Annotated in this window: 25 protein-coding genes; 12 read left to right on the top strand and 13 right to left on the bottom strand. The window is 37.3% G+C overall.

The window, feature by feature from the left end; all coding sequences use genetic code 11:
• The first annotated feature begins 22 nt into the window (after positions 1-22).
• From C4F49_RS08520 to recA, 4 genes are all read left to right on the top strand, one after another.
• Entirely contained in the window at positions 23-1,645 is a 1,623-nt protein-coding gene (locus C4F49_RS08520; RefSeq protein WP_196935446.1) for a S8 family peptidase, read from the top strand.
• 93 nt (positions 1,646-1,738) lie between these two features.
• A complete protein-coding gene (locus C4F49_RS08525) occupies positions 1,739-1,921 on the top strand; it encodes a hypothetical protein (RefSeq protein ID WP_196935447.1) in 183 nt (60 codons plus the stop codon).
• 69 nt (positions 1,922-1,990) lie between these two features.
• Entirely contained in the window at positions 1,991-2,650 is a 660-nt protein-coding gene (gene nth, locus C4F49_RS08530; RefSeq protein ID WP_196935448.1) for an endonuclease III, read from the top strand.
• Positions 2,651-2,729: 79 nt separating this feature from the next.
• The gene (gene recA, locus C4F49_RS08535; protein WP_196935449.1) at positions 2,730-3,752 is read left to right on the top strand and encodes a recombinase RecA; all 1,023 of its coding nucleotides are present in this window, start codon (positions 2,730-2,732) and stop codon (positions 3,750-3,752) included.
• Between the two features lie 119 nt (positions 3,753-3,871).
• Here recA and pruA read toward each other — a convergent pair whose 3' ends face one another.
• From pruA to C4F49_RS08565, 6 genes are all read right to left on the bottom strand, one after another.
• Positions 3,872-5,506, bottom strand: a complete 1,635-nt coding sequence (pruA, locus tag C4F49_RS08540) for an L-glutamate gamma-semialdehyde dehydrogenase (RefSeq protein ID WP_196935450.1) — start codon at positions 5,504-5,506, stop codon at positions 3,872-3,874.
• A gap of 3 nt (positions 5,507-5,509) precedes the next feature.
• Complete coding sequence (msrA, locus tag C4F49_RS08545) at positions 5,510-6,181, bottom strand: peptide-methionine (S)-S-oxide reductase MsrA (protein WP_196935451.1); 672 nt, start codon at positions 6,179-6,181, stop codon at positions 5,510-5,512.
• 73 nt (positions 6,182-6,254) lie between these two features.
• Positions 6,255-6,863, bottom strand: a complete 609-nt coding sequence (locus C4F49_RS08550; protein ID WP_231388247.1) for a superoxide dismutase — start codon at positions 6,861-6,863, stop codon at positions 6,255-6,257.
• An 88-nt stretch (positions 6,864-6,951) separates the two neighbouring features.
• Entirely contained in the window at positions 6,952-7,422 is a 471-nt protein-coding gene (locus tag C4F49_RS08555; protein WP_196935452.1) for a nucleoside deaminase, read from the bottom strand.
• Between the two features lie 2 nt (positions 7,423-7,424).
• Entirely contained in the window at positions 7,425-7,763 is a 339-nt protein-coding gene (locus C4F49_RS08560; RefSeq protein ID WP_196935453.1) for a tRNA-binding protein, read from the bottom strand.
• A 5-nt stretch (positions 7,764-7,768) separates the two neighbouring features.
• Positions 7,769-7,984 carry a CsbD family protein gene (locus C4F49_RS08565; protein ID WP_196935454.1) on the bottom strand — a complete coding sequence of 72 codons (216 nt, stop codon included), beginning with the start codon at positions 7,982-7,984 and terminating at the stop codon, positions 7,769-7,771.
• A 58-nt stretch (positions 7,985-8,042) separates the two neighbouring features.
• Here C4F49_RS08565 and C4F49_RS08570 point away from each other — a divergent pair, with 58 nt between their 5' ends.
• The 5 genes from C4F49_RS08570 (at position 8,043) to C4F49_RS08590 (ending at position 16,197) form a co-directional block, all read left to right on the top strand.
• Positions 8,043-8,630 (top strand): porin family protein, encoded by a 588-nt coding sequence (locus C4F49_RS08570; RefSeq protein ID WP_196935455.1) that lies wholly within the window; start codon positions 8,043-8,045, stop codon positions 8,628-8,630.
• A gap of 160 nt (positions 8,631-8,790) precedes the next feature.
• The gene (locus C4F49_RS08575; protein ID WP_196935456.1) at positions 8,791-9,564 is read left to right on the top strand and encodes a succinate dehydrogenase cytochrome b subunit; all 774 of its coding nucleotides are present in this window, start codon (positions 8,791-8,793) and stop codon (positions 9,562-9,564) included.
• Positions 9,565-9,609: 45 nt separating this feature from the next.
• On the top strand, positions 9,610-11,544 hold the full coding sequence (locus tag C4F49_RS08580; RefSeq protein ID WP_196935457.1) for a fumarate reductase/succinate dehydrogenase flavoprotein subunit: 1,935 nt from the start codon (positions 9,610-9,612) through the stop codon (positions 11,542-11,544).
• A gap of 47 nt (positions 11,545-11,591) precedes the next feature.
• Positions 11,592-12,365 (top strand): succinate dehydrogenase/fumarate reductase iron-sulfur subunit, encoded by a 774-nt coding sequence (locus C4F49_RS08585; protein WP_196935458.1) that lies wholly within the window; start codon positions 11,592-11,594, stop codon positions 12,363-12,365.
• A gap of 88 nt (positions 12,366-12,453) precedes the next feature.
• Positions 12,454-16,197, top strand: a complete 3,744-nt coding sequence (locus C4F49_RS08590; RefSeq protein WP_196935459.1) for an ATP-binding protein — start codon at positions 12,454-12,456, stop codon at positions 16,195-16,197.
• A 242-nt stretch (positions 16,198-16,439) separates the two neighbouring features.
• On the opposite strand, the gene C4F49_RS08595 is transcribed toward C4F49_RS08590, so the two are convergent.
• The 3 genes from C4F49_RS08595 to C4F49_RS08605 form a co-directional block, all read right to left on the bottom strand.
• Positions 16,440-17,369: a hypothetical protein gene (locus tag C4F49_RS08595; protein WP_196935460.1), complete on the bottom strand. Its 930-nt coding sequence runs from the start codon at positions 17,367-17,369 to the stop codon at positions 16,440-16,442.
• A 60-nt stretch (positions 17,370-17,429) separates the two neighbouring features.
• A complete protein-coding gene (gene gmd / locus C4F49_RS08600) occupies positions 17,430-18,575 on the bottom strand; it encodes a GDP-mannose 4,6-dehydratase (RefSeq protein ID WP_196935461.1) in 1,146 nt (381 codons plus the stop codon).
• 178 nt (positions 18,576-18,753) lie between these two features.
• The gene (locus C4F49_RS08605; protein WP_196935462.1) at positions 18,754-19,311 is read right to left on the bottom strand and encodes a lipocalin family protein; all 558 of its coding nucleotides are present in this window, start codon (positions 19,309-19,311) and stop codon (positions 18,754-18,756) included.
• Between the two features lie 57 nt (positions 19,312-19,368).
• On the opposite strand from C4F49_RS08605, the gene C4F49_RS08610 reads away from it, so the two are divergent.
• The 3 genes from C4F49_RS08610 to C4F49_RS08620 are packed head-to-tail and all read left to right on the top strand — an operon-like array spanning position 19,369 to position 21,364.
• Positions 19,369-19,701 (top strand): hypothetical protein, encoded by a 333-nt coding sequence (locus C4F49_RS08610; RefSeq protein WP_231388248.1) that lies wholly within the window; start codon positions 19,369-19,371, stop codon positions 19,699-19,701.
• A gap of 27 nt (positions 19,702-19,728) precedes the next feature.
• On the top strand, positions 19,729-20,652 hold the full coding sequence (locus tag C4F49_RS08615; RefSeq protein WP_196935463.1) for a lysylphosphatidylglycerol synthase transmembrane domain-containing protein: 924 nt from the start codon (positions 19,729-19,731) through the stop codon (positions 20,650-20,652).
• Between the two features lies 1 nt (position 20,653).
• Positions 20,654-21,364: an SDR family NAD(P)-dependent oxidoreductase gene (locus C4F49_RS08620; RefSeq protein ID WP_196935464.1), complete on the top strand. Its 711-nt coding sequence runs from the start codon at positions 20,654-20,656 to the stop codon at positions 21,362-21,364.
• Here the strand turns inward: C4F49_RS08620 and C4F49_RS08625 are convergent.
• From C4F49_RS08625 to C4F49_RS08640, 4 genes are read right to left on the bottom strand one after another with little or no spacing between them, the layout of a single operon-like run.
• Positions 21,361-22,713, bottom strand: a complete 1,353-nt coding sequence (locus C4F49_RS08625; RefSeq protein ID WP_196935465.1) for an alpha/beta hydrolase family protein — start codon at positions 22,711-22,713, stop codon at positions 21,361-21,363. The two genes, C4F49_RS08620 and C4F49_RS08625, sit on opposite strands and share 4 nt — an antisense overlap.
• A 6-nt stretch (positions 22,714-22,719) precedes the next feature.
• Positions 22,720-23,313, bottom strand: coding sequence for a hypothetical protein (locus tag C4F49_RS08630; protein WP_196935466.1), 594 nt, complete (start codon positions 23,311-23,313; stop codon positions 22,720-22,722).
• Complete coding sequence (locus tag C4F49_RS08635; RefSeq protein ID WP_196935467.1) at positions 23,300-23,791, bottom strand: hypothetical protein; 492 nt, start codon at positions 23,789-23,791, stop codon at positions 23,300-23,302. The genes C4F49_RS08630 and C4F49_RS08635 overlap by 14 nt, the downstream gene beginning before the upstream one ends.
• A complete protein-coding gene (locus C4F49_RS08640; RefSeq protein ID WP_196935468.1) occupies positions 23,781-24,056 on the bottom strand; it encodes a DUF2089 family protein in 276 nt (91 codons plus the stop codon). The genes C4F49_RS08635 and C4F49_RS08640 overlap by 11 nt, the downstream gene beginning before the upstream one ends.
• Positions 24,057-24,084: the final 28 nt, after the last annotated feature.

The raw sequence follows: 24,084 nt of genomic DNA on the forward strand, positions 1-24,084 counted from the left end.
ACGTATAAAATTATTTAACGATATGATTAAATTTAATAAAGCACTTCTATATACCGCATTAGGCATACTTCCGCTGGCTGCACTATCGCAGACCAAAAAGGAAAGCGCTCCTGCGAACTGGTTTAATTTAGATTATAAGACAGATGGGGTGATGGGAATCAGTACAGAAAAGGCTTATGAGTTGCTTAAAGGCAGGAAATCAAGTCCTGTAATCGTTGCTGTATTGGATGGTGGCGTTGATATTAAACATGAAGATTTAAAAGACGTACTCTGGACAAACAAGGAAGAAATTCCTGGAGATGGAATTGATAATGACGGCAATGGGTATATCGATGATGTTCATGGCTGGAATTTTATTGGCAACGCCAATGGTGAAAACGTTAATCAGGATAATTTAGAAGTTACGCGATTAATCAAGATTTACGAACCAAAATACCAATCTGTTTTACCAAGCACGCCCTTATCGGCTGCCGAAAGACGCGAATTTGTTGCTTATCAGAAAATGGTAAGCGATTACACAAGTAAATTGGACGAAGCTCAATTTGGACAGATAAATTATTCCCGCTTGAAAGAGGAATTGGATGTCATTGTGAAAGCAATCGGCAAAGATTTAAAAGACGTCACTAAATCTGATTTGGATTCTTTTAAAACGACCAATGATAGACAGAAGATGGCGGTCCGCATCGCGAAGAAAGAATTGGATAATGGGAATTTCGAAAAATTCTACAAAGACATTCTGGATGCTGACGAATATTTTACGGGACAGACGGAATATCACCTGAACAAAGAGTTTGACCCTCGTCCTATCGTCGGTGATAATTATGAAGATGCTTCTCAACGGAATTATGGGAATAATGACGTAAAAGGACCGGATGCTGACCATGGAACGCACGTAGCTGGAATTATCGCTGCGAAAAGAAACAATGACTTAGGAATCAACGGTGTTGCGGATAATGTGCAAATCATGACTGTACGCTTAGTGCCAAATGGTGACGAGCGCGACAAAGATGTAGCGAATGGCATTCGCTATGCTGTTGAAAATGGTGCTAAAATCATCAACATGAGTTTTGGTAAAGGCTACGCCTACAATAAAAAGGCTGTTGACGAAGCGGTTAAATTTGCTGAAGAGCATGATGTATTATTAATTCATGCGGCAGGAAATGATGCTGAGGACAATGATGTTGTCAAAAATTATCCAATGAAATATTACACCGACAGTTTGGATGCAATTATTGGCGAAGCCAAAAATTGGATTACAGTTGGTGCTACGGGCTGGAAACAGGATGCGGACCTTTTAGCTGAATTTTCAAATTATGGATATAAAAGCGTCGACGTATTTGCTCCCGGTGTCAAAATCAATTCTACTCTGCCGGAATCAACTTATAAAGAACAAGACGGAACAAGTATGGCTTCGCCTGTAGTCGCTGGTTTGGCCGCAGTTTTAAAAAGCTATTATCCTAAATTAACCGCTTCAGAAATTAAAGAGATTATTTTAAAATCTGTGGTTAAAGTAGACCAAAAAGTGAAAGTTAAAGGAGATGCGAGCAATAGAAAGGTGTACTTGGATGAGATTAGTGTAAGTGGCGGTGTAGTTAATTTATACAACGCAATTGTAGAGGCAGATAAAATGATTTCTAAAAAGTAAAAAAATCGCTACAAAAAAGTAAAAAAATGTTAAAACTATCATAATATATATAAGTATATTGCGTTAACTAATTAAAACACAAACTTAACGCGTATGGTTGAAAACTCTACTAAAATTGAAGAAGTAACTTGCACTACTGACATTAACGTTTATCAAGAAATTGATGAGGAACAGTTTGAAGAAAATTTAAAAGTTCACATCAAGTATTTGGCGAAAGACCCAAGTGATAAAACGATAAAAAGTATACTCGATTATTCAAAATCGCTGAGCAAGTGAAAGCAAAGTCTCTAAAAATTTAGAGACTTTGTCTTTTACGGCCTTTTTAGAATATGTTTATCTTTGTGCATGTTATTAAAAGAACGTTACCGTCTGTTTGTAGATTATTTTTCAACACATAACCCAGATGCACAAACCGAGTTAAATTATGGAAATGCATTTGAGTTGTTAGTCGCCGTCATTCTCTCGGCTCAATGCACAGACAAACGAATCAATCTCGTAACTCCCGCACTGTTCGAACGGTTTCCCGAAGTCCATGAATTAGCGGCCGCTAGTGTGGAAGAAGTTTATTCCTATATTAAATCCGTCAGTTATCCAAACAATAAAGCAAAACATTTAGTCGGCATGGCCAATGTTTTATTGAATGAATTCAATGGAGATATTCCAGAAAAAATCGAAGACTTAATTAAATTGCCTGGCGTTGGTCGGAAAACGGCAAATGTTATTTCTTCGGTGGTATTTAATAACGCATCGATGGCTGTCGATACACACGTTTTTCGTGTAAGCAATCGATTAGGTTTAACTTCCAATGCGAAGACTCCGTTAGCGGTAGAAAAACAATTGGTGAAACACCTGCCCAAAGAAACGATTGCTGTGGCACATCATTGGTTGATTTTGCATGGACGCTATATCTGTGTAGCAAGAAGTCCAAAATGCGAAATCTGTCCAATTACCTACATGTGTAAATATTACGAGAAACAATTGAAAACTAAAAAGAAAATAGATTAAATAAAAACTAATTTTTTTAGCAAAATAATTTTTGTATTTCCAAAATTAAGTGTATTTTTGAATCAATAATACTAAAAATATGAGTAATCCAGATAAATTAAAAGCCTTACAGCTTACATTAGATAAACTAGAAAAATCATACGGTAAAGGTGCTGTAATGAAATTAGGCGATGCGGCAATCGAACAAATCGAATCGATTTCGACAGGTTCTTTAGGATTGGATATTGCCTTAGGCATCGGCGGTGTTCCGAAAGGCCGCGTTATCGAAATCTATGGGCCAGAATCTTCAGGTAAAACAACTTTAGCTACGCACATCGTTGCGGAAGCACAGAAAAAAGGCGGTATCGCAGCAATCATTGATGCGGAACATGCTTTTGATAAATATTACGCCCAAAAATTAGGCGTTGATGTGGAAAATCTATTGATTGCACAGCCTGACAATGGTGAGCAAGCATTAGAAATTGCGGATAACTTAATCCGTTCCGGAGCGATTGATGTAATTGTTATTGACTCAGTTGCTGCTTTAGTTCCTAAAGGAGAGATTGAAGGCGAAATGGGTGACTCGAAAATGGGTTTACAAGCGCGTTTGATGTCCCAAGCATTGCGTAAATTAACAGGTACGATTTCTAAAACTAACTGTTGCTGTATTTTCATCAACCAATTACGTGAAAAAATTGGGGTGATGTTCGGAAATCCAGAAACAACGACCGGTGGTAATGCTTTGAAATTTTACGCATCAGTTCGTTTAGATATTCGCCGTACTTCGCAGATTAAAGATTCTGATGAAGTTTCAGGTAATCGCGTAAAAGTAAAAATCGTTAAGAACAAAGTTGCTCCTCCATTCCGAATTGCAGAATTTGACATTATGTTTGGTCAAGGAATTTCGAAGGTAGGTGAAATCATCGATTTAGGTGTGGAATACAACATCGTCAAAAAAGCGGGCTCATGGTTTAGCTACGGAGATACTAAATTAGGTCAGGGACGTGATGCGGTAAAAGCTTTACTGTTAGATAATCCAGATTTAATGGACGAATTGGAAGCTAAAATCAGAGCAGAAGTTACTGGCGAAGATTTAGACCAAGCAGTATTAAAAGAAGATTAATACCAAGATTTATAAAACAAATAGAAAACGGCGATAAAATTTATCACCGTTTTCTGTGTATTGATATTTTTTATGAAAGTCCCCATCCTCGAACGATAGCAAAAACTTCCATAAAGAGATTATTCTTCTGATAAGAATGGATAACGATAATTGGTATCCGGACTAAATGTTTCTTTAATTGTTCTAGGAGAAACCCAACGCAATAAGTTAATCATCGAACCCGCTTTATCATTCGTTCCAGAACCTCTAGCTCCTCCGAAAGGCTGTTGGCCTACGACAGCTCCTGTACATTTATCATTGATGTAAAAGTTACCTGCAGCGTTTTTTAATTTTTCAGAAGCCTCAGCAATCGCGTAACGGTCTTGCGAAATAATTGAACCTGTCAATGCGTAAATGGACGTTTGGTCAACAATATCCAAAACCTCTGAGAATTTCTTGTCTTCGTACACATAAACTGTTAACACAGGGCCAAACAATTCTTCAGAAAGTGTTTCGTAATCTGGCTTTTTAGCAACGATAACCGTTGGGTTGATGTAATACCCTTTGGATTTATCATACTCACCACCGATTATAATATCAGCATCTTTGGCATTTTTCGCACGGTCGATGTATTTGGTGATTTTGTCAAATGATTTCTCATCAATTACAGCGTTGATGAAATTCGAAAAATCATCAACTGGACCGATTTTAAATGACTTAATATCTCTTTCCATCAGCTTCTTCAATTCCTTCCACATGGATTTAGGAATGTAAGCACGAGAAGCAGCAGAACATTTTTGACCTTGGTATTCGAATGCACCGCGTACTAAGGCTGTATTGACAACTTGAATATCTGCAGAAGGATGGACAACGATAAAATCTTTACCGCCTGTTTCTCCAACGATGCGAGGATATGTTTTGTAGCGATGAATATTCTCTCCGATTGTTTTCCATATATCTTGAAAAACTCCCGTTGAGCCTGTAAAGTGAATTCCCGCGAAATCAGGATGCTTAAAGATTACATCACCTGCATCTGGACCATCCACATAAACTAAATTGATAACACCATCCGGCAAACCTGCTTCTTTAAAAATTTCCATCAGCACATTTGCCGAATACACCTGCGCATTGGATGGCTTCCAAACAACAACATTACCCATCATCGCCACACAAGTCGGAAGATTTCCAGCAATCGCTGTAAAATTGAAAGGTGTCAAAGCAAATACAAATCCCTCTAATGGACGTTGCTCAACACGATTCCAAATGCCTTTAGGTGATACTGGAGGCTGTTGCTGATAGATTTCAGTCATGTATTTCACATTGAAACGCAAGAAATCGATTAACTCGCATGCCGCATCAATCTCTGCCTGATAAGGGCTTTTTGATTGCCCGAGCATAGTCGCAGCATTTAATTTATAGCGGTATTTTGTAGAAATCAATTCTGCGGCTTTTAAAAAGATTGCCGCACGTTGTTCCCATGCTAAATTTTGCCAATCTTCTTTTGCCGCTAACGCAGCATCGATAGCATCTTTAACATGTTTTTTTGTTCCGTAATGATAATGACCTAAAACTAACTTATGGTCATGAGGAGCAGTAATTTTTACTTTTTTGTTTGTGCGGATTTCCTCAGAGCCGATATACATTGGAATATCCAATTGTACGGATTTTGCTTCCGCTAATGCTTCTTTTAATAAACTTCTTTCTTTGGTTCCAGGTGCGTAAGAATTAACGACTTCATTTGTTGGGGTTGGAACATTAAAAAATCCTTTTAACATAGTTTAATTTTTAAGTTTGTTGGAGAAGACCTTTTTAAACTTCTCTAGTTTGGGCTGGATTACATATTGACAATATGCTTCGCCCCCATTATTTAAATAATATTCTTGATGATAATCTTCTGCTTTATAAAATGTGCCATAAGGCTCCACCTGCGTAACCAGCGGCTTATCGTATACCTTTTCTTCGTTTAGCTTTTTGATGTAGTAATTGACTTTATCCAATTGCGCTTTGGAATGAACAAAAATCGCAGAACGATATTGCGTCCCAACATCATTTCCCTGCCTGTTCAATTGCGTTGGGTCATGCGCCAAAAAGAACATTTCCAAAAGCTCATCAAAAGTAATAATTTTTGGGTCAAATACGATATTGATTGCTTCCGCATGTCCTGTATTTCCGCTTGAAACTTGTTTGTAGGTTGGGTTCTTCACTTTACCTCCAATATATCCCGAAGTAACCGATTGAACGCCATCGACTACCTGGAATTGCGCTTCCACGCACCAGAAACAACCAGCTGCGAAGGTAGCAGTATCGATAGCAGCTGAAGAATTTGGGGGTAGTTTCGAGAAATCAGCAGTCGATGTTTCCTTTTGCTTTTTTGCTTGTTGAGAACAAGCGATAATAGGGATAAATAGAATTAACCACAATCCCACCTGATAAAAACGAATCCTATTCATATGCATTTTGATTAAATAAGAAAAGGCGATATTCAGAATTCTTCGTATCGCCTTTTTGAAAATCACACTAAAATTATTTAGCGTCTTGGTATCTTTTTGCTACAGCATCCCAATTAATTACATTGAAGATTGCATCAAGGTATGCCGGGCGTTTGTTTTGATATTTTAAGTAGTATGCATGTTCCCAAACATCAATTCCTAAAATTGGCGTACCTTTTTTCTCGGCTACATCCATAAATGGATTATCTTGGTTTGGAGTTGAGGTCACTGCTAATTTGCCACTTTCGTCAACAATTAACCAAGACCATCCTGACCCAAAGCGAGTTGCACCCGCATTTTGCAATTCTTTCTTCAAATCTTCAAAAGACCCGAAAGTTTCATTGATTGCTGTCAATAAATCACCTGTTGGCTCACCGCCAGCATTTGGACCTAAAACCGTCCAAAATAATTGGTGGTTAAAATGACCACCGCCATTGTTGCGAACAGCCGCTGGATATTTACTGATATTTTTTACGATTTCTTCGATAGAAAGATTTTCCGCATCTGTACCAGCAATTGCTTTGTTTAAGTTGTCAACATAAGCTTGGTGATGACGGTCATGGTGAATTTCCATGGTATCTTTATCAATATGTGGTTCCAATGCGTCTGATGCGTATGGTAACGCTTCTAATTCAAATGCCATAATATTTTTATTTTTATGAGTTGATTAATTATACTACGAATATAACAAATTAATGCCTGTTCTGTTTGTTAACTTATCTTGAAACGCATTATTTGTCTCTTTTATTACGGAAAAATGATTTTATTAATTCCGAACATTCCTCTTCCAATACGCCGTTTTTTATTTCCGTTTTAGGATGGAACAATTGTCCAAATTTTGATGAGCCGCGCTTATCATCATACACGCCAAAAACAATCTTTGAGATTTGAGTCCAATAGGCTGCGCCAGCACACATCACACAAGGCTCAACCGTCACGTAGAGCGTGCAGTCTTTTAAATATTTTCCACCCAAATAATTTGCGGCAGCCGTGAATGCTTGCATTTCGGCATGTGCAGTCACGTCATTCAAACGCTGTGTCAAATTATAGCCTTTGCCGATAATTTTACCTTGGCTGACAATGATTGCGCCAATAGGAACTTCATCCTCATCAAAAGCTCGCTTTGCCAGTTTCAGCGCTTCGCGCATGTAAATTTCATCCGTTTGTTCGGTGGTGGGGTTTTCTTCGAAAGAGTAAATCATTGTTACATTAATCGGCTTCCGTTAGGCAAAAGTTTGTCAACAGATGTTAAAATTATGTTATTGTTTTCGTCAGGAAAGCCTGTGACAAGGCATTGGGAGAAAAAATTTGCAATCTGTTTTTCCGGAAAATTAACTACCGCAACAATTTGCTTTCCAATTAATTCTTCTATGCTATAGTGATGCGTGATTTGTGCACTAGAATTTAATATCCCGATTTCTTCACCAAAATCGATTTGCAGTTTATAAGCTGGTTTTCGCGCCTTAGGAAATATTTCTGCGCTTTTAATAGTTCCTACGCGCAAGTCAACTTTCTCAAAATCCTCCCAAGAAATTTCTTCCATAGTGCTTATAAGCGGTTACTCGTTAAATCCGTCAATTCCTTAGATAACGTGAAAAGAATATAATCTGTACTCCTGCGCAATCTTTTTGACAGACGGTTAAGTAATTCATGTTCTTCTCCTTCGGAATAGCGTAAATCCTCATCGGTCAACGAATTATATTTTCGTTGAAGCTTAAGCTTTAATACTTTCCAATCCTCATTCGAAATTTTAAATGTTATCATATTTTGCTTAATATTGTCGTGAAAAACATAAATAGTGTATAAAATTAATATTTAAAATATGAAAAAACTAATTCTACTCTTTTTTATTGCATTAGGAACTGTTGCATCCACAGAAGCCCAAATTCTGCCTACGTTTAAGTTGGGGGTTAAGGCTGGTTTAAATTTTACGAAACTTACATCTGAAGACAAGGTTTTCAATTCAGACAATGCTGCAGGATTTTTAGCTGGTATCTGGGGACGCGTTGGCATCGCTGGATTCCATGTACAGCCCGAGTTGTACTACACCACAAAGAATGCTCACTTGACAACTTCAGGTGCTGAATCAGATGAAGCGGATGTAAAATTTTCGAACATAGACTTACCTATTTTACTTGGTACTAAATTTGGCTTAGGGCCAATCGGTGCGCGCGTACAAGTTGGTCCGGTATTCTCATTTGTTGTGGATAAGAATGAATCGAATCTCCCAGTTGCGGTGGATGACTTTAAAGACAGCATGACGGGTTTAGTTGGCGGTTTAGGTGTCGACATCAAAAAAATATCTGTTGACTTGCGTTACGAATACGGTTTGACCAACATGAGCACAAGCAACACTGATAAGCAGCGATTAAATCTGTGGACAATCGGAATCGGATACAGTTTCTTCTAAGAAAGAAATCAAATTTTTCAAAAAAACCTTTCCAAAAAATGGAAAGGTTTTTTTGTGTCACTTAGAATAATTCTAAATTACTAGTTTTCCTTTGTACATCACCTAAAATAGTTTTCAATTAGATAAATTTGTCACATTATTATAAAAAAATAAAAGTATAATGAGTAAATCGAAGCCAATTTTGACTTCTTCATTAGGAAGAAAACTAGTCATGAGCTTGACGGGGCTATTTCTATGTAGCTTTTTAGTAATACATCTAATTGGAAATTTTCAGCTTTTCGCGAATGATGAGGGATATGCGTTCAACAACTATGCGTATTTCATGACCCATTTCGCTCCGATAAAGGTTGTTTCTTATCTATTGTATGCGTCCATCGTCATTCATGCGGTATACGCATTAATTTTGACCATTCAGAATAAAAAAGCTAGACCAGTCCAGTACAACCAGTACGATGGCAAATCGAACAGTGCATGGAATTCCAGAAACATGGGAATTTTAGGAACTGTTTTATTGGTTTTCATTGCAACGCACATGCAAAACTTCTGGTGGAAATACCACAATGACCAAGTGCCTTACATCGAATACACGAAAGATTTAAATACAGGAACAATCACTAGCCGTGAATTAAGCGCAAGCGAATTCACTGATTATTTAGTAACAACGGATAACGGGCAAGAGGTGACAAAAGCAAGAGATTTATACAAACAAGTTGATTTCACTTTTCAAAATGTAGGTTTAGTGATTTTGTATGTTGTTGCGATGTTTGCGTTGGCATTCCACTTAATCCATGGATTCCAATCCGCTTTTCAAACTGTAGGCTTTAATCATCGCCGCTACATCGGAATCATTCGATTTATCGGAGTTTGGGTATTTGGCGTATTGATTCCAATAGGATTTGCTGCCATGCCGTTGTATTTTTATTTCATTAAATAGTCGATTAGGACCAGTCATTGGTCTGTTAAGATAAAAAAATAAACTATGTTAGATTCAAGAGTACCTGTAGGCCCATTGGCTGAAAAATGGTCAAAACATAAATTTAATATGAAACTGGTTAACCCAGCTAACAAACGTAAATTCACAATTATCGTTGTTGGTACAGGACTAGCCGGAGCATCTGCTGCTGCTTCATTAGCAGAATTAGGTTATAATGTAAAAACATTTTGTTACCAAGATTCCCCTCGCCGCGCGCACTCGATTGCCGCTCAAGGAGGTATCAATGCAGCGAAAAATTATCAAAATGATGGTGACTCTGTTTACCGTTTGTTTTATGATACGATAAAAGGTGGAGATTATAGAGCACGCGAAGCGAACGTATATCGTTTAGCGGAAGTTTCTGTTGACATCATCGACCAATGTGTGGCACAAGGAGTTCCTTTTGCTCGCGAATACGGTGGTTTGTTAGACAATCGTTCGTTTGGTGGCGCGCAAGTATCGCGTACATTCTATGCACGTGGTCAAACTGGACAACAATTATTATTGGGCGCTTATTCTGCATTAAATCGTCAGATTAAAAAAGGAAAAGTAGAATCCTATACACGTCATGAAATGTTAGATTTAGTAAAAATCGACGGTCATGCACGCGGTATTGTTACTCGTGATATGGTTACGGGTAAAATAGAAACTCATGCGGGTCATGCAGTATTGCTTTGTACAGGTGGATACGGAAACGTATTTTTCCTTTCAACAAATGCAATGGGATGTAATGTGACTGCAGCTTGGAGAGCACATAAACGTGGTGCGTATTTTGCAAATCCTTGCTACACACAAATTCACCCAACTTGTATCCCAGTTACAGGAGACCATCAATCTAAACTGACGTTGATGTCAGAATCATTGCGTAACGATGGTCGCGTTTGGGTTCCTAAAACAGTAGAATTATCTCAAAAACTACAAAAAGGCGAATTGAAGCCTTCAGATATCAAAGAGGATGACAGAGATTATTTCTTGGAGAGAAAATATCCTTCATTCGGTAACTTAGTTCCTCGTGACGTTGCATCTAGAAATGCAAAAGAAGTAGTGGATGAAGGACGCGGAGTTGGTAAAACTGGTGTTGCTGTATTCTTGGATTTTAAAGATGCTATCGCAAGATTAGGTGAAGATTTGGTACGTGCGAAATATGGAAACTTATTTGACATGTATTATCAGATTACCGATGAAAATCCATACAAGCAACCAATGCGTATCTATCCTGCAGTTCACTATACCATGGGTGGTGTTTGGGTGGATTACAACTTGATGACTACCGTTCCAGGTTTATATGCTTTGGGAGAATGTAATTTCTCTGACCACGGAGCGAACCGTTTGGGAGCTTCTGCTTTGATGCAAGGTTTATCTGACGGATACTTTGTGATTCCTTACACTGTCGGTGATTATTTAGCAAACTTAGGTTCATTTGCACCAGTTGATGCAAGTAATCCAGCTTTTGAAGAAACGCGTTTACAAGTTGAGCAAAATGTCAACAAATTATTGTCAATGCGCGGTTCGAAAACTGTCGATGATATTCACAAGAAATTAGGTCACATCATGTGGGAATACTGTGGAATGGCTCGTACAGCTGAAGGATTAACTAAAGCGAAAGGTTTGATTCAAGATTTGAAAAAAGAATTCTGGTCAGATGTATGTGTTTTAGGAGAGAATGAAGAATTGAACATGTCATTGGAAAAAGCCGGCCGTGTTGCTGATTTTATCGAATTAGGTGAGCTAATGGTGGATGATGCGTTAAATCGCAATGAATCATGCGGTGGTCACTTCCGTTTAGAATCTCAAACCGAAGAAGGTGAAGCGAAACGTAATGACGAAGAATATGCCTATGTTTCAGCTTGGGAATTTAAAGGTGAAAATCACGCAGAACAATTACATAAAGAAGAGTTAGTTTTCGAAAACGTTAAATTAACACAAAGAAGTTATAAATAATCCCAACAACTTGGCAACAAGTTTAGGCTTATACTCAACATACTATTATGAGTGGACAAATGAATTTAACGCTAAAAGTTTGGCGTCAAAAAAAAGAAAATCAAAAAGGTCAGTTCGTAACTTACAAAGCGAATAATATTTCTGATGACATGTCATTTTTAGAAATGCTTGATGTTGTTAATGAAGAAATCACCCGAAAAGGCGAAGACCCAATTTACTTTGACCATGATTGCCGCGAAGGAATTTGTGGAATGTGTTCTTTAGTAATCAACGGACGTCCACACGGACCGAAATACGGAACAACAACTTGTCAGTTGCACATGCGTTCATTCCATGATGGGCAAACCATCGTGATTGAACCTTGGAGAGCAGCTGCATTCCCAGTTTTGAAAGATTTAGCAGTAGACCGTACAGCTTTTGACCGCATTCAGCAAGCAGGTGGATACGTTAATGTAAACACTGGAGGAGTTCCAGATGCAAATACAATTCCTATTCCGAAACGCATTGCTGATGAAGCATTCGAATCGGCGACTTGTATTGGTTGTGGTGCTTGTGTTGCTGCGTGTAAAAATGCATCAGCAATGTTATTTGTTTCTGCAAAAGTTTCTCAATTTGCATTGTTGCCACAAGGACAAACAGAGCGTTATGAGCGTGCTCAAGCGATGGTTGACCAAATGGACGCTGAAGGTTTCGGAAACTGTACCAACACAGGTGCATGTGAAGCTGAATGTCCAGTTGGAATTAAATTGACAAATATTGCTCGATTAAACAGAGAATATTTCACGGCTAAGTTATTTAGACAAGAAGATATTCACAATTAATCATTGAGTTATCGATACGGAAGTCCTCGCAAATCCTCATTTGCGAGGACTTTTTTATATCTTTACTTCTTATAATACCTCAAACTTGATGGGAAATAAAATCAGAATTTTATTACTAATTCTTACCGCATCGTTTTTAGTCACCGCGTTAACCATTCACAATATCATTAACTATGATGATATGCTAACTTTGGATACGCAGACACTAACTGAAAATCTTCACGCTAAAGAAACTACAATCAATGATATTTTCAATGATAGTATTTTGATGAAGACTTTTGAAAATGTGGACCGTTACCCTACTCAGGTATTGGACTATACACAAGAATTAGTCAAAGAATATGGTATTTATCTGTACATCTATAAGAACCACACGCCCGTATTCTGGAGCAGTAACTTAATGGTTCCGCGAACCGATTTGGGATTAAAATTCCAGACAAGCTACCTCGACATGGATAACCGCTCTTTCGTTGCGAAGAAGAAAGAAATATCACCTGAAGTAACTGTATTGGCGCTTATTCATATCAAACGAAATTTCACTGCGACAAACGAATACTTAAACAATAAATTCTCGACAAAATTAATTGACAACGATAACCTTGCGCTAGCGAATTATGCCGATACGGATAACATCCGAAACATTTATTCTACAGATGGAACCTATTTGTTTTCTGTAAAACTAAAAGACGGAAAGCACAATAACATTTATTTGAACATTCAGTTTGCCTGTATCATACTCGCGATGTTTACGTTTTTGATTCTGGCAAATAACGTCTGCATGATGCTGGCAAGAAAAGGAAAACCCATTCTTTCCATTGTTATTTTCGGACTTATTCTGTTGCTCTTAAGGTATATCGACTTAAAGATAAATTGGCTATCCATCAATTCAAGTTTGGGAATTTTTGACCCAAAATATTATGCGTACAATTTTTGGCTACCCAATTTATGGGCTTTTTTGATGGCATCAATTAGCTTATTTTGGTTCGTTTGCTATATTACATCTATACAAAGTTACATTCAAGTTCCAAAAAAGCTATCCGACAGAAAAGTTTTTATCCCGATTGCCGTTCTGGTGCTGTTCAGTATTTATGGCTTCTCTTACCTGCTTTTCAAATACCTGTCTACGTTAGCCATATATACTAGCAATTACAACCAAGATTTTACCAAAATCCTTGACCTGAACCTCTATAGTTGGATTAACGTATTTATCCTTTGTCTCAATGTACTGCTGTTAATTCTGTTCATTGACAATGCCGTCAATTTTCTCAAAAAACTAATCAATAATTTAACCCTATCGTTAAATCTGCAATTGATTGTACTGATATTGGTGATTACTTTAGTCATTTCACTTGACCTTAATCCACTGAGTTATTTCTTATTGGGCGTATTGATTATGCTGATTTCGTTTAGCTTTTATAAATCCAAAGCTTATAAATTATCGCGTTTTATTTTTACGATTCTTTTGATTTCAATTATTGCTTCGCTGAATTATTTTGACAGCATGCGCCTCAAAAAAATCGAAAACATGAAGTTGGTGTTATCGAATTTAGAGGCTGAAGATGATTTGAATGCATTATCTCTTTTTGGCGAGATTGAAACGGATATTGAAGATGACAAACAGCTCTCTCAGTTGTTTGAAATCAGCCTGCCGAATACAGACACAGAATACATCAGCAACTATTTAAAAAACATCTATTTCAGCGGGTATCTATCAAAATTTGAGTTTCAAGCATATTATTTATACGATGGGAAACCATTGGATAATTCCAGCACCAATAAAATTGAAGAGTATCGAGAAAAAGTCATCAATAAATCCGTTAAAGTTGCGAATCTAAATAGCTTCTATAGAATCCAAAGCGAATTGGGTACGCATGAATATTTTACGCAACTAGAACTTCCAATCCGAGATTCGACACATACCGTTCAGATTTTCATTAATCTCAAAAACAAAACGTATAGTCCTACCCTGCCATATCCGGCAATTCTAACCGACCAAAAGTTAGAATTTCTGCATAGCCAATCGACATTTCAAAACTCGTTTGCGATGTACAAAGATGGAAATTTGATTATGCAGAACGGAGATTACACCTATCCCAATTCGGATAAGAATTTTCCAAAGGAAGTAAACACCTACGAAAGCATCAATAACATGGATGGTTACATGCATATTATGCTCCGTCCGAATGTGCATACTACTTTACTGATGAGCAAACCTGTTCCTTCTCTTTGGGATTTTATCGCGACAGTTTCGTTTATTTTTATTGTGCTGTACGCATTTTTTTCGCTATTTCAAGGGGCAAAATATATTTTCAACACTGTTGAACAAAAATCGTTCAAAATAAACAGCATTAAATATCATTTCTTAGCGCTTAAGAACCAGATTCAATACAGTACACGTATTCAAACCTTGGTGGTCGGAACGGTTTTATTTGCCATTATGTTGACTGGTATCATTGCGTTTGTCAGCATTAACACGCAACTTGAAAAAACAAGAGAAACGACGCGTCTGAAATACATTTCAGAGATTGGCAAAAAGATTGAAAATTACATTGTCGAAAATGAAACTGAAGTGAGCGCATCCAGCGTTGAACGGATTTTGAATTCTATCTCGGGTGTGAACACGACAGATTTCAATTTATTTAACAAGGAAGGCAGGCTGATTTATACATCACAGCCCAGAATCTATGAACTGGAATTAATCTCTAATTTCATCAACCCAGTTGCCTTCACATCGTTGAATGTATTGAAGAAATCAGATTTGATTATCAACGAAAAAGTCGGCACTTTTGAATATGACGCATCTTATTCTGCTATTAAAAATAGTGATTATAACATCGTTGCATTTTTGAATGTCCCTTATTTTTCTTCGAGAGGAGAAGAAAATGCGAGCAAGAATTTGTTGCTAAACACCTTGCTAAACATCTATACGATTGTGATGATTAGCTTCGGTTTCTTCGCTGTTATTGTGTCAAACAAAATCACTCGCCCGCTAAACATTATCGGAAAGAAACTTTCGCAAACGAATATTGGAAAGAATTCGAATGACCCGCTGTTTTGGGAACGAGATGATGAAATCGGCGCACTGATTAAAGAATACAATTACATGTTGGTCAAATTGGAGAAAAATGCCGAACAGCTCATGAATGCCGAGCGGGAATCGGCTTGGCGAGAAATGGCTAAGCAGGTTGCGCATGAAATAAAAAATCCGCTGACGCCAATGAAATTGGGCATTCAACAGCTGGAAAGGTCTTTTGATGAAAATGACCCTCGTTTCAAAGAACGTTTCAAAAAAGTTGCGAATTCATTTATCGAACAAATCAACAGCCTAACATTGATTGCGAATGAGTTCTCGAATTTCGCTAAAATGCCGGAGACGGAATTGATGGAAATTAACTTGCTTGAAAAAATCAATAAAGCTACAATCCTCTATAGCAATTCAAATGTGGACATCAAAATATACAATGAAACCAACAAAAATGGGGTTATTGTTATCGGTGATAGAGACCAATTATTGAGAACATTCAATAATTTGATTAAAAATTCGATTGAAGCCGAGGTTGGAAAACGTAAAAAGAGAGTCCGAATCTATGTTTCTATTATTGACGAGCATAATGTTCAAGTCTTGCTTGAGGATAATGGAATGGGAATTTCTGACGAATTACTTCCAAAAATATTTCAGCCCAATTTTACAACGAAAAGTTCTGGAACAGGTTTGGGATTAGCCTTTGTCAAAAAGACAATTGAATCGATGGATGGCACAATCACATTCGAGACGAAACCGAATATCGGAACTACATTTATTATGGTATTGCCTTACGAACGATTAGTTTAAAGCTGAAGAAAGGATAGCTAAGAAGTTTGAATGGCTTAATAATGTAGAAAACCTTTTAGTGGACATTATTTTCTAGCAAAAGAAAATGTATTGTTATTCAGAAGAGCGAATAAATAAATTGATGAAATACCTTCAAGACGACTTCTCGCATTGCTAAGTTTGAAACCTATCAAAAAGCAAAGTCAACTCTTAAAGAAACTAAGGACTTAGAAAGAAATGGTGTTTGTAACTTGTAGAAAAGACTATTTTAAAACAATGCTGGAGCGTCCCATAATCGTATTATCGGTATAAAGCAAGACCGTATAAGCTCCTTTAGAAAAATCATTCGATGCTGTGTCATTCCACATAAACTGATATTCCTCGCCGTTGTTTGTGAAATTGATGGTTTGTTTAAAGGTGTATTGAAGCTTTTCACCATGAACAAAGAACAAGTTATTTGGATCTGCAATCAAATTTCCTTTCGGATTGATTATGCGGACATACACTTCCTTTTTACCCATATTGGCTAACGAATTTTCTGCAATCGAAAAATTGATTTGCAATTTGTCTGTTCTTCTAGCACGCGATTGCGTCTCAACATCACCGTCCTTTTTAAGCTGCACGGCATTGATATGAATATTAGACACTTTTAAAGCTGAAACTTTCGTTGACTTAGGAGCCGATAATGTACCTTTTGAACTATTTTGAGGAGATTGACCGGAAATTTTATTTTCCATATCGACATTTTCATTGCTCAGAATAGCATTTCTGATTTTGAGGCTATTCATTTCCTCCTTTAATTGGCTAACAGTTCCTTTTAATCCTGAAATTTCTTCTTTAGCCAATAAATATTCTTCTTCTGTAAAATCGCCGTCTTCTAGTTTAGCACGAAGGTCATTTATCAAAACTCTTGCACTCTGTTCTGTCTTTGCACTCTGTTCTGTTGCAGGAAGTTCCTGATTTTTTAAATTATCTAATTCCGCCTCAATTCTATCGATTTCAATTTGAAGATTTTCTTTTTGTAGAGTAACTGTGTAAAGTTTTTCACCAGAATATTTAAATTTTATGTAAAAATAAATATTCGTAAATATTAATGCAGCAATAGCTACAGCGAAGAAATAAACTTTTGAATTATCTTTTTTAGTGGGTTTATTTGCTACGGTAGACTGTTGCTTATTTTCTTTTATTTCCATTATTTTTTAAAACTCATAGAGGAAATACTACAACAAAAACTGTTCCAACAACTATTTTTATTATTCAAAATAGTTTAACGTATCAAAACCGCCCTTTTTCAAGTACTCATCTTTTCGCATTAAATGCAAATCCGACTGAACCATTTCTTGCACAAGTGCTTCCAATGTGTACTTCGGTTCCCATCCTAATTTTTGCTTTGCTTTATTTGGATCACCGATAAGCAGGTCAACTTCAGTAGGCCTAAAGTAAGCTGGATCAACTTTCACCACAGTCTGTCCTAATTTCACATGTTCCTTGTCAATTCCCAATGAAGCCAGTAATTCTTCGTCACGATCGATAACGACACCTTTTTCGCGTTCGCCTTTTCCGCTGAACTCGATTTCAATACCGACTTGCTGAAAGCTCAATCGAACAAATTCCCGCACAGTCGTCGTGATGCCCGTCGCAATTACAAAATCTTCAGCGACTTCTTGTTGCAACATCAGCCACATCGCTTCAACATAATCTTTTGCATGTCCCCAATCGCGCTGAGCCGATAAATTCCCTAAGTAAACCTTCTGCTGTAATCCCAAAACAATTTTTGCGACTGCACGGGTGATTTTTCTGGTCACAAAAGTTTCCCCTCTAACTGGGCTTTCATGATTGAATAAAATGCCATTACACGCATACATGTTGTATGCTTCGCGATAATTGACTACGATCCAATACGCATATAGCTTCGCTACCGCATAAGGGCTTCGTGGATAAAATGGCGTCTGTTCCGACTGAGGGACTTCTTGGACCAAGCCGTATAATTCGGAGGTAGAAGCTTGATATATCTTTGTTTTTTGGGTTATTCCTAACAAACGGACAGCTTCTAAAATGCGTAATGTTCCAATTCCATCCGCATTTGCGGTATACTCAGGTGTATCAAAACTTACTTTAACATGCGACTGAGCCGCCAGATTATAGATTTCATCCGGCTGTGTTTCCTGAATAATCCGAATCAGATTCGTCGAATCAGTCAAATCACCATAATGCAATATAAAATTACGGTTATCCACATGCGGATCTTGGTACAAATGGTCTATGCGGTCCGTATTGAACAAAGAAGTTCTTCGTTTAAGTCCGTGGACAATGTATCCTTTTTTAAGTAAGAATTCAGCTAAATAAGCTCCGTCTTGACCTGTAATACCCGTAATTAAAGCTACTTTATGTTGATTCATACCTGTAAAATATTCAATGGACTGCTAAAATAAGGATAAATTAAAACTTCTGAAAAGACTTGCGTGTAGAATTAGCACCCGTCATCGCAAACTGCTAGCTAACAACACATTACAAAAATAGAAATAAACAAAAAAAGCTGCAAAAATTTGCAGCTCTAATACGATTTGATGACAAGATTTATTCAGCTAATTTACTGAAATTTAAGACTAAAAATCCTGTTCCATTATCTAAAGGAATCGGTAAACGCATAACCAACTCTTGTCCGTCCGTGTACGACAAATCTAAACGATAACCTGTAGTCACGTTAGCTGCTTTATCGCCAGAATAAATTTTCTTGAATTGAAATTGAGGTTGCTCGCCTGTATTTTTTGGATTGTAGATAGACCATACAATCGTGCGAACTGCACCGTTTGCACATAATGTGCCGTCAGTGTTAAATGTAATGTTACCGCGGTAATTCCCGCCAGGCAATGTCCATACACTTCCTATAAAACAGTCAACTGGAGCTTCATCAAAAATATTTTTGATGGTGTATGCCGCAGGTATATCTTCTCTTGTCACAGAATTCAACACCCATTTGCCTTTGACTCCGCTGCGCCAATCTGACGCCGATGGTCCTGAAGCTGCGCTGTTACCTGATGAGGAAGCTGAACTCGTTTTTTTCTGAGCACCACAAGCACCCAATAATAGTACGATAGAAAATAATGTAACTAGAGATAAAATATGTTTTCGCATGATATAAATTTAATATTTCAATAAAATGTATATTCGCAAATATACTGTTTAATAATCATGGATACTTCCAAAAATCATACCATTAGTAAAATTGTAGCGAAGACAATGCTTCGGCTTTTTATCCTGTTGCTGGGTTTCGCCGCCTATTTGTATTTTAGCATTGACACAATCGTTCTAGACAACATGAAGGTATCTTTTCCTCATCAATGGGCATTTTTGTTTCCGATGCTGTTGTTGATTATCGAAATCGGATTGCTATTCTTTATGCTAAAACATAAATACAGCAAATCCGATATCAATTGGTTATTTTCGTTAAACAGTTTGCTGTTAAACATTTACTTGATTTTATTGTACACGCGGATTTATCCCCTACTAAATTTCGGCAGTTAAAATTCAATCCTTTCGCTTAAAAAATTTATGAAGCAGACCTATTGGAAAATACTTAAGAATATATTTAAAGTACTAGTGACTTTAGGCGCAATTTATTGGGTTTCGGGAAAAATATCGTTCTCCGAGTTGAAAGAGACCTTGATGGATTGCAACCCAATTTTTCTTGTCGTTGCTTTGTGTACCTATGCGCTTTCTCAAGTCGTAGCTTCCTCTCGGTTAAATAGTTTTTTTAAATGTATAGGTCTTCAGCTTACAGAACGCTATAATTTGCGTCTATATCAGTTGGGACTGTTATATAATTTCTTTCTCCCTGGCGGCATAGGAGGCGACGGTTATAAAATTTATTTCCTAAAGAAAAACTTTGATGTTTCAGGAAGAAAAGTTTTAAGTGCTGTTTTCTTTGACAGGTTAAGCGGCTTATGGGCTTTGGGGATTGTCATCGGTTGCCTAGTTATTTTTATGCCTCGCTTAGCGATTCCAAATACATTGACGATAGCGGCGATGTTGATCGGGACTGCGACTTATTATTATTTCTTAAGGTCGTTCTTCAGTCCATTCTCAAAGAAATTTTTGGTTACACATGGAAAAGCTATTTTAGTTCAAGGCCTGCAATCATTAACTGCTGTTTGGATTTTATATGCGATGAATTTCGACGGCAAATTTTCTCCTTATTTATTGATTTTTATGCTGTCCTCTTTGGTTGCGATTATTCCATCCATCGGCGGCGGACTTGGATTGAGGGAATCGCTAATCGCTTTTGGTGCGGTTTATTTCAAATTAGACGAACATTTAGCTGTTTTAGTCAGCTTATTATTTTATTTTATTTCTTTACTGGTCGCATCTTCGGGACTGTATTATTTTTTCCGCCCTCAGCGTTTGGGCGTTGACAAAATGCCTAAACCGACTGATATTGAGCAGGAATTAGAAAAAACAACTTTAGAAGAAAATTAACATGGCAAATATTATCATTACGGGAGCAAGCAGCGGCATTGGTTTTGAAACGGTCTTGGAACTTACCAAATTCAAAGAAAACAAAGTCATTGCGTTAGCCCGTTCGGCGGACAAACTTCGAAAACTTCATGAGATTTCAAGCTCGCTGAATCAAGATGGCGGTGAATTATTTGTTGCTCAATTTGACCTTGTCAAAGACGATTATCAACATGCTTTGTTGCCTTTTATACAATCCAAATTTGAAACAGTCGATATTTTGATAAATAATGCCGGTGCGCTGATTAATAAGCCATTTATGCAAACAAGTCTTGTTGATTTTGCATCGCAGTTGCAGACGAATCTTTTAGCATCCGTGCAGATGACTCATTTAGTTGTTCCTCTCATGACGAATGGTGGACATATTGTTAATATCGGAAGCATGGGCGGTTATCAAGGTTCTAGCAAATTCCCTGGCTTATCGGCTTATTCATCAAGCAAAGGCGCTTTGTCGATTTTATCAGAATGTCTTGCAGAAGAATTGAAAGAACAAAACATCAAAGTGAATTGCTTGGCATTGGGCTCGTCACAGACGGAAATGTTCGAAGAAGCATTCCCAGGATTTGAAGCAGGAACCTTAGCTTTCGAAATGGGGAAATATGTAGCTAATTTTGCGCTTACGGCGAATAAATTCTTTAACGGAAAAATTATCCCAGTTTCAAATACAACACCTTAGTTCTTTAGTTGCTGAATCCAATTCGCAATATCTTTCATCACTTGCGCATTGAAGGTTTCTTCTATCGTTGCATATTCATTTACTGAACCCGTAGATGCCGTTTGGAACAAATGATTCAGCTTGGGATACTCAATGATTTTGTTTTTGCTGTTTTTTCTTAAGTTCGTCTGCAGACCATATATATTTTGATTTGCATCGACCTGGACATCCAAGGATCCGAAAGCCGCGAAAACAGGAATCGAAATCTTGCGTATAAAAATCTCAGGCTCAATTTTCATAAAATAACGGAATGACGGTGCCAGTAATTGATTCAATTCATTGCTGGATTCTGCGGTATAACCCGGAATGTTTTTCATGTTTTCCTTCAATGCTTCATAAGCTTCGGCATCGGACAGGTTGCTTTTAAGAATAGAGAAATTCTTTGCATTGATAACACGGTTTGCTGCCAACTGTTCCTCACTCAGTCCCGAAACCTTGCCGACTTTATACAACTGTTCGACCATCAATTCATCGATGGACACCGAAGGTCCAGCCAACGAAACAATAAATGACAATTGCGGATATTTTTGTCCCGCCAACAGCTCAGCAATCAAGCCGCCTTCGCTATGGCCAATGATTCCGATTCGTTTGGCATCAACTTGAGGCTGTTTTTTCAAGTAATCCAATGCGGCCACGGCATCTCTGCTAAAATCAGCTATGGTGCTTTTATTGAAATTCCCTTCCGACTGGCCTATTCCGCGATCATCATAACGCAATACAACAATCTTGTTTTTCGTTAAATAGTCAGCCAAAACTTTAAACGTCTCGTGCCCGAATATGGTGGAATTTCTATCCTGAGGCCCCGAACCAGAAACTAATATCACTGCTGGATAAATTCCTTTCTCTTTAGGAAAAGTCAGTGTTCCGCTTAACGAAAGCGCATCATGTTCATTCCTGAATTTCACGTTTGCCGTATCATATGCATAAGGCGGATTCACCTTTTGAGTTCGCTTTAAGACTGTTTTGTAAGATTTTGAAAGAACCAATTCTGTTTTATAACCTGATTGCTGAAATTCTCCAACCAATGTGGCTTTATCCTTCAACTTTCCATTGTAGGTAATTCCACCTTGAATTTCTACATGAATAGCACTGTCCGCATCGACAGAAATTTTGCCAGGAATATTAAAAACACCTTGCTGTGGACTGTCGGCTTTCGCTGTCCAGCTGCTATTTTCTTGAGCAATATGAATAATGAATTTTAGTTTTCCTCCCGGAATGATTAAGTCCCCTTCCCAAGCACCAACAAGTGAGTTAGCGAAGCTGGATGAAGTAGAAAACACAATTACTAAAAATGTAAAAAATCTTATCATATGCAATTAAATAGCTTGAATTATTAATTTACTTATTGTGTCAGCAAGAATAATTAATCCGAAGATGATAAATCCTTGATAGACTTTCTTCCCATTCATAGCTAATTTGATACCAACTATAATTAAGTAAAAGAAATAGACGAGGAGCACCAAAGAAATTATGCCAAAAAAAGTAATCATTGTAAGGTCAAATGGCATCAAAGTATCTAATTTCATATCGCCGCTTTCGATTGCTAACATGATTCTTTTCAAAATCTCATCAATTGGGGATATCAAAGTCAAAGCCGCTACAAAATACATGACAACACTGGATAGCAAAACGACATTCAGGCAATCGATAAATCGCGTCTTTTTATTTTCCAGATACGCATATGCAAATAGAAAGAGCGCAAGTACGAAAATATCAATTAGCAACGTATAAATCGCTTCGGAAAATTGAATGTTGGCATTAGGAATGATTTTTAAGATTCCGAAAAATTCTATTCCTCCCAAGTAGGATATTAAAACAGCTAGTATAAAGAATATTAGACCAAACGCAGATTGCATTTGTACAGACAAATCTTCAAAAGGATTAATAAAAATTTTGCTAATCTTCTTCATGGGTTTTAAGCTTATTCAGTTTTTCTAAGACCGTTTGAACTTCGATTGGTTTGTGTGTTCCAATCAAAACCCGACGGCCATTTTTTAAAATTAATTGTATTCCAGTATAGCCGGCTGTATTATAAGCAACGCCACTCGGCCCGATTCTCCAGCCCCAGCCTCCGTATTCTGCCAATGAATATTTTCGAACATACACTTCTCCTATCTCATCCCATCGAAAGGATTTTTTGCCAAAAAGAAATGGGAAAAAGCGGATATGAATTCCAGTTTTGTCAATCTCCGTTTTTAATTTGACGAATGCAAAGAACAGCAATAGAGTCAATCCTAACCAAATACCAGTTGGAAGAATCAATGTGGCATTCACTAAATAATAGTCATGCAATTCGTAAATCCCATAGCCAAGTATGAGGGCAATAATCGCAAACAGCCACCATGTAGAAAAAGATTGTTTTTCTTGATATAGTTCTTTATTCTCCATTTTGCAGTTTTTTTATCTTTTCGATTAAATCATCCAGTTTATTCCGAACCGTTGGGTAACTCTTTCCCAATTGATTTGCCATTTCTTTTAAACTGCCAGAGTTCAATAAAAATTGCAATAAAAATTCTTGCTCTTCAACTTCTAAGCGCATCAACAATGGCAAACTATATTTGCCAATCACCTGCGTTTCGCAGGAAGAACAAACTAACTTTGCGACTTCCAATTGCTGTTCACAACTCGGACAATGGACTGGGAACTTTACCATGTTGATATAAATATTAATATAATTTAAA

The sequence above is a fragment of the Sphingobacterium hungaricum genome (assembly GCF_015210005.1).
In the GTDB taxonomy this organism is placed as follows: domain Bacteria; phylum Bacteroidota; class Bacteroidia; order Sphingobacteriales; family Sphingobacteriaceae; genus Sphingobacterium; species Sphingobacterium hungaricum.